The organism is Microvirga aerophila (assembly GCF_003332305.1).
Classification (GTDB): domain Bacteria; phylum Pseudomonadota; class Alphaproteobacteria; order Rhizobiales; family Beijerinckiaceae; genus Microvirga; species Microvirga aerophila.
The window spans coordinates 1-4297 of the sequence record NZ_QOIO01000136.1; the positions used below are offsets into that span (position 1 = coordinate 1).

Sequence of the window (4297 nt, forward strand, 5' to 3'; positions counted from 1 at the left end):
CGCCGGCCATGATGGTCATCCCGTCCTTGACGAGCCCGGCCATGGCCGAACCTGCATCCTTGTAAACCTTGTCCATTGTCTTTCCTTCCCTTGGCCTTCCGTCTCATGCAAGCTCGTCACCAAGCACGTCCCTCACCCAGCGGAACGCCGCATTCGCAGCCGGCACGCCGGCATAGATGGCGCTCTGCAGCAGCAACGATTGAAGTTCGCCATCTGTCACTCCGTTCCTCAGGGCGGGACGGACATGGAGCTTGAACTCCTCCTCCCGGTGCAGTGCCACCATCATGGCCAGCGTCACCAGCGAGCGCGTCTTCCACGGCAAGTGTGGGTCGCCCCACACCTCGCCCCAGGCCGTGCGGGTGATGAAGTCCTGCCAAGGCTGAGCGAACGCGCCGGCTTTAGCCAGCGAGCGCTCCACGTGCTCCTCGCCCAGCACGCTCTTGCGGTTGAGCAGACCGATCTCGAACGGCACCGGACCTGGCGCCATATCGCTGCCGGCCTCATGATGTCGGTCCAGGAACGAGATCAGGTAAGCGCCGACCCTCTCGGCCTGCTCAACCGCCAGCAGATGTGCCGCATGCGGCAGAACAATCAGTTCGGCGTCTGAAACGTGGGATCGGATCTCCTCGGCCATGGCCACCGGTGTGGCGGGATCATTGGCTCCCGCGATCACCAGCGTGGGGGCCGCGATCCGCTGAACGACTGATCGCAGATCCATACGTCCGATGGCGGTGCAACAGACTGCATAGCCCACCGGGTCAATGCCGATGAAAGCCTCGCGGACCGGAGACACCCGCTCCGGTGCTTGGGCGGGATAGTCCGGCGTGAACCAGCGGTCCATCGTGGCCTGGACGATTGCAGCTGTTCCTTGTGCTCGCACCAGAGAGGCCCGTTCGTCCCAGGAGGCCTGCGTTGGCATGTAGGCTGTCGTCGCCATCAGCGTCAGGCTGATTACTCGATCCGGATAGCGGCTGGCCAACGCCTGTCCCGTCATGCCGCCGAGGGACAGGCCGACTGCATGAGCCCGAGCGATCCCGAGAGCATCGAGGAGGCCGACGAGATCGGCGGCCAGATCGTCGATCGTGAGAGGAGCATCGACGACTTGCGAGCGCCCGTGCCCGCGCGTGTCATACCTCAGGATACGATAGCGCCCCCGCAGGGCCGGAACGAGGGCATCCCACATCGCCAGCGTTGTGCCGAGCGAGTTCGAGAACACCACCACCGGAGCGCGAGTGGGCCCGCTAACCTCGTAGAAGAGATCGACACTATTTGCCTGGATCAATGGCATGGATCAGGTCCGATCGAGAACAGAGAGGGCATCGATGCTTCCATCAGGCGGCTCGGACGCCGTGGGACGGCTTCAATCCCAGGATCGCACGGGCCTCGTCCGGGGTAGCGACACTACGGCCGTGGCGGTGCACGGCGTTGGCCGCCAGAGACACCAGCTCGGCATTGGAGGCCGCCAGCCGGTCCTTGGTGACCCGGATGTTGTCCTCCAATCCGGTGCGGACCGCATCAGCCCCGCGAGCCAGCGCCCAGTCCATCACTTGAGCCTGGTGGCGCCCAATGCCGGCCGCGGTCCAAGTGCAGGCCGGGAACAGGTGTTTGGCTTCCGTGAGCAGGATGTCGAGCAGTCGCTCCTCTGGCGGCAGGGCATTCTGCACGCCCATAACAAACTGGATGTGCGGGCGCTCATCCAGCAGCCCTTTGTCAGCGAGACGGCGTGCGCCGTGCAGATGGGAGAGATCGAAGATCTCGATCTCTGGCCGCACACTGAACTTTTTCATCCGGCCGGCGAGATCCTCTACCAGGGTTGTGTGGTTCTCGTACACGATCGTTGGAAAGTTCACCGAACCGGTCGAAAGGGAGCCCATATCGGGCGACAGGTTCAGCGCAGTGCCGCGCTGGGACGGATCACGCCCCCGCCCGCCTGTGGAGAACTGGACGATCATCCCCGGGCACAGACGGCTTATCCCCTCCTGCACCTGCCGGAAGCGTTCCGGATCGGACGAGGACGTCTCGTCATCGTTGCGGACGTGGATGTGCACCAGACTGGCTCCGGCTTCATAGGCCTCCCGCGTGCTCTCCACCTGCTCGGCCGGCAGGATCGGGACCGCTGGGTTGTCCTTCTTGCGGGGCACTGAGCCCGTGATGGCGACGGCAATGACGACGGGGTTCATGGCAGGGGTCCTTTGATGCTGAATGAGATGTTGAAAACGCCTCAAGGTCTTGGCATGGTCGGGTGGGGCGCCAATCGCGTTTGGGCCGCGAGCCGGATTGAGGCGTTGACCGCGCCGAAGCCCTGATAGCCACGACGCTCGACGATCTCGAAGAAGAAGCCTCCCTCCAGGGTTTTCGTATAAACCTGGAAGAACTCGGCCGCGCCCTCGCGATCGTACAAGATGTTGGCGTCCCGCAACCGATCGATTTCATCGGCAGACAGGTCCGTGCGTGCTTCCAGATCGTCGTAATAGTTCTCAGGAATCGGCAGAAGCTCGATGCCGTTGGCCCGCAGCCGCTCGACGGTGGCGAAGATGTCGGAGGTGGTCAATGCGATGTGTTGGACGCCAGAGCCGAAGATGTCGGTCAGGAAGCGTGACGCCTGGGTGTGCCGGCTCTGGGAGGCATTGAGGGCAAGCCGGAAGGTCCCATCCTCGGTCTCCACCACCTGGCTCTGCACGACGCCGCCAGGGTCGATGACGTTCTGCGTGGGGGTCTTCCTCACATCAAGCAGCGAGATATAGAAGAGAAGCCAGGTCAGCATCTCCTCATAGTGCATCGCCTGCGACAGGTGATCGTAGGCCGTGAGGCCGGCACCGGAGAAATCGCCATGGTGTTCGATCACAGGCTCGAAATCCGCATCCCACAGACGATTAAAGCCGGTCTTTTGGTCGACGAAATAGATCAGACTCCCACCAAGGCCGCGGACGGCCGGGATGTCGAGTTCTCCGGGCCCTACAGCCTGCCGGAAGGGATGATCCAGGAGCCTGACGGCCCGCTCGAGGGTGGCTGGTGCGTCATCCACCCGCAGGGCGATGGCGCAGACCGACGGCCCATGTGTGATGTTGAACGAGTGAGCGAAACCCTCCTTGTCACAGTTCACGACGATGTTGATGTCCCCCTGCCGCCAGTGCGTCACCTCCTTCGAGCGATGCTTGCCAACCTTACCGAAACCAAGACCACTTAAGGAGTGCTCAAACGCTTTTGCGCTTCGCTCGTCCATGGCGAACTCGACGAACTCCACGCCATGGCAGGCCGCCCGGGGCGGAAGATCGGGCAGGCCCGACACGGGACTGCCGGTCCGCCTCTGAAGCTGGTCAAGCATGAAGAGCAGCGAGCGTTGTCCGTCGACCGCGACGCTGCGGGCCGACCCTGCGCGAAAGCGGTCGTTGAAGATCTCCAGCGAGATCAGACCGTCGAAGCCTGTGGCCTGGAGTGCATCCATGAAGTCATCGACGGCGAGATCCCCCTGCCCTGGGAAGCACCGGTAGTGCCGGCTCCAGGAAAGATAGTCCATGTCGAGCAGCGGAGCATCGGCCACCTGGACGAGGAAGATCCGATCGCTTTGAATCGACCGGATTGCATCGAGCGGCGTCCCACAGACCAAAGCATGGAAGGAATCCAGCACAAGGCCGATGGAGGGATGGTTGGCGCGACGCACGACCTCCCACGCATCACGGTAGTCATTGATATGGCGACCCCAGGCCAGCGCCTCGAAGCCCACCCGGATGCCGCGCTTGGCTGCGCGTTCCCCAAGTTCGTGAAAATCGGCAGCCGCCCGGTCGATGCCGCCGAGGGCATGCGGTGAGACATTGCTGCACACCAGCAGGAGGTTACATCCAAGCTCCTGCATCAGGTCGAACTTGCGCTCGGCCCGATCGAACACTTTCGCCCGTTGCGGCTCGGGCATGCCTTCGAAGTCGCGGAACGGCTGGAACGTGATCGTCTCCAGGCCAAGATCCGCAACAATGCGGCGCACATCGGCAGGAGTGCCATTGAAGGACAGGAGGTCATTCTCGAAGATCTCGACCCCCTTGAACTGGGCGGCCGCGATGGCTTGGAGCTTCTCGTCCAGGGTGCCGCTCAGTGAGACAGTGGCGATGGCGGTCTGCATGGCTTCGTATTCCGCTTCTAGCGCTTGGTATCGGGATGCTGCCTCCAGCCTGGCGGGAGACAGCAGATCTTCTCGTTTCGGGACTTAGCCTCCGATGAGTTTGGCCGGCCACATCACGAGTTGCGGGAACAGGACCATCAGAAAGAGCACCACGAGCTGCGCCAGCAGGAACGGCCAGACGCC

At 62.9% G+C, this 4297-nt stretch carries 3 protein-coding genes; all 3 read right to left on the bottom strand.

From position 1 onward, the window contains the following. Positions 1–103: 103 nt before the first annotated feature. The 3 genes from pcaDC to DRB19_RS29025 are packed head-to-tail and all read right to left on the bottom strand — an operon-like array spanning position 104 to position 4114. Complete coding sequence (gene pcaDC / locus DRB19_RS29015; RefSeq protein WP_114189414.1) at positions 104–1288, bottom strand: bifunctional 3-oxoadipate enol-lactonase/4-carboxymuconolactone decarboxylase PcaDC; 1185 nt, start codon at positions 1286–1288, stop codon at positions 104–106. 43 nt (positions 1289–1331) lie between these two features. Next, a complete protein-coding gene (locus DRB19_RS29020; protein ID WP_114189415.1) occupies positions 1332–2180 on the bottom strand; it encodes a 3-oxoadipate:acetyl-CoA acetyltransferase in 849 nt (282 codons plus the stop codon). 41 nt (positions 2181–2221) lie between these two features. Next, positions 2222–4114, bottom strand: coding sequence for a bifunctional sugar phosphate isomerase/epimerase/4-hydroxyphenylpyruvate dioxygenase family protein (locus DRB19_RS29025; RefSeq protein ID WP_114189416.1), 1893 nt, complete (start codon positions 4112–4114; stop codon positions 2222–2224). Positions 4115–4297: the final 183 nt, after the last annotated feature.